2 protein-coding genes are annotated in these 2,490 nt (G+C 62.4%); both read left to right on the top strand.

The annotated features are described in order from the left end of the window. The first annotated feature begins 399 nt into the window (after nucleotides 1-399). Nucleotides 400-1,785 (top strand): M20/M25/M40 family metallo-hydrolase, encoded by a 1,386-nt coding sequence (locus tag EN939_RS29690; protein ID WP_127271233.1) that lies wholly within the window; start codon nucleotides 400-402, stop codon nucleotides 1,783-1,785. Nucleotides 1,786-1,910: 125 nt separating this feature from the next. After that, nucleotides 1,911-2,490 (top strand): ribonuclease D (locus tag EN939_RS29685; RefSeq protein ID WP_164751333.1); only part of this gene is annotated, 580 nt, incomplete at its 3' end.

The raw sequence follows: 2,490 nt of genomic DNA, 5'->3' as shown, positions 1-2,490 counted from the left end.
GCGGCGCGGCGGCTGGTCCATGCCAAAGGCAGCGTCGACTATCGGTTCCGGCAACACCCTGACAGATCGCCGTCACCCTGCTCACGCCTATGTTACAAAACTGTAATTTTCGTGCCCTTGAATCGCCACGTTCAGAGACCCAAATACACGTCATCGGCAGTTTTCGCCGAGTCCGGAGCAAGGCCCGTCCCCCGCCTAATCCGGACACCTGCGGCAGCCTATCCCCCCTCTCCGGGCTGCCGCATCGTTTCGAGTAGAAGGCCGCCGTGGTTCCCCCTCCACCACGGCGGTCTTTTTTATCCCAGACAGACGTTTGCAGCCCGTGGTCCAATGATCGCGGGCTTTTCGTTTTCCTGTCCTGCCTTTACGGTTCGGGTTCTGAATCGAAAGGCTTCACATATGTCCGCAATTTCCCCCGTCCTCGACCGTCTCGACAACAATCTCGACCAGAGCCTCGAGCGCCTGTTCGGCTTGCTCAAGATCAAGTCGATCTCCACCGATCCGGCCTTTGCCGCCGATTGCCGCAAGGCGGCGGAATGGCTGGTGGCCGAACTCAAGCTGATCGGCTTCGACGCCAGCGTTCGCGACACACCAGGCCACCCGATGGTGGTTGCGCACCATGACGGCCCGGCCGGTTCGCCGCATGTGCTGTTTTACGGCCATTATGACGTTCAGCCGGTCGATCCGATCGAATTGTGGGAAAGCGATCCGTTCGCGCCTGCTGTCAAGGAGGTCGGGCCGGATCACAAGGTGATCACCGGACGCGGGTCGGCCGACGACAAAGGCCAGTTGATGACCTTCGTAGAGGCTTGCCGCGCCTGGAAACAGGTGCACGGCAATCTGCCTTGCCGCATCACCATCCTGTTCGAGGGCGAAGAGGAATCCGGCTCGCCCTCGTTGAAGCCGTTCCTCGAAGCCAATGCCGACGAACTCAAGGCCGATTTCGCGCTGGTTTGCGATACCGGCATGTGGGACCGCGAGACGCCGTCGATCTGTGTGGGATTGCGCGGGCTGGTCGGCGAGGAGATCACGGTGAAGGCGGCCGATCGCGACCTGCATTCCGGCCTCTATGGCGGTGCCGCCGCCAATCCGATCCGGATCCTGGCCAGGGTGCTGGCCGATATCCACGACAAGGACGGCCATATCACCATCCCCGGCTTCTATGACGGCGTCGAGGAAACACCGTCGCAGATCCTGAAATCATGGGAGACGCTCGGCGAGACCGCCGAGACGTTCCTCGGACCGGTCGGCCTGTCGATCCCGTCGGGCGAAAAGGGCCGCTCCGTGCTGGAGTTGACCTGGGCGCGGCCGACGGCCGAGTTCAACGGCATCATCGGCGGCTATACCGGCAAGGGCTTCAAGACGGTGATCGCGGCGGAAGCCTCGGCGAAGGTGTCGTTTCGCCTTGTCCACAAGCAGGATCCCAAGAAAATTCGCGCTGCGTTCCAGAAATTCGTCAAGGAGCGGATTCCGGCCGACTGTTCGGTCGAATTCCATCCGCATGGCGGCTCGCCGGCAATCCAGCTTTCCTACGACTCGCCCTTCCTCGCCAAGGCCAAGAATGCGCTGTCCGACGAATGGCCGAAGCCGGCGGTGACGACGGGCAGCGGCGGCTCCATTCCGGTTGTCGGCGATTTCCAGACCTATCTCGGTATGGAATCGCTGCTGGTCGGGTTCGGCCTCGACGACGACCGCATCCACTCGCCCAACGAGAAATACGAGCTCAGCTCCTTCCACAAGGGCCAGCGCTCCTGGGCGCGGATTCTCGATGCCTTGACGCGCTGAGCGGCGGAAACTCCTGTTTTCCTGTTGATTTTTCAGCGGATCGCGGCGAGGACGGGCCACAAGACAAAGCGCTGCAGCGTCCCTTGCGGGTCAGGGGACACTGTAGAGCTCGACCGGAGAAGACAATGGCCGATATCCGTTTCCATAAAAACGACCTGCCCGACCTCTCGCACTACAATGTCGGGGCAGTGGCCATCGACACCGAGACGCTCGGGCTCAATCCGCATCGTGACCGGCTGTGCGTGGTGCAGATTTCGCCCGGCGACGGCACGGCCGACGTCATCCAGATCGCGCCTGGCCAGAAGAAGGCGCCGAACCTCGTCAGCCTGCTGCGGAACCGTGGCGTAACCAAGCTGTTCCACTACGGACGCTTCGATCTTGCCGTGCTCTACAATGCGTTCGGCGTGATGCCGGAGCCGGTGTTCTGCACCAAAATCGCCTCGCGGCTGACCCGCACCTACACCGACCGCCACGGGCTGAAGGACATCTGCTTCGAGCTTCTTGGCGTTGGCCTCTCCAAGGCGCAGCAATCGTCGGACTGGGCGGCCGAGACGCTGTCGCCCGAACAGCTCGAATATGCCGCTTCCGACGTGCTCTATCTGCACCGTTTGCGCGATGTGCTCGCCGGACGCCTGGCGCGCGATGGGCGGACCAAGGAGGCCGATGCCTGCTTCCGCTTCCTGCCGACGCGTGCCAAGCTTGACC

Origin of the sequence: Mesorhizobium sp. M7A.F.Ca.CA.002.05.1.1 (assembly GCF_003998335.1) — a bacterium.
In the GTDB taxonomy this organism is placed as follows: domain Bacteria; phylum Pseudomonadota; class Alphaproteobacteria; order Rhizobiales; family Rhizobiaceae; genus Mesorhizobium.
The sequence above is the reverse complement of the archived record's forward strand: the minus strand, read 5'-3'. Positions and strand labels throughout refer to the sequence as shown.

What these genes read in the sequence shown, in the direction of transcription:
- EN939_RS29690 (WP_127271233.1), top strand. Translation starts at nt 400, where the DNA reads ATGTCCGCAATTTCCCCCGTCCTCGACCGTCTCGACAACAATCTCGAC.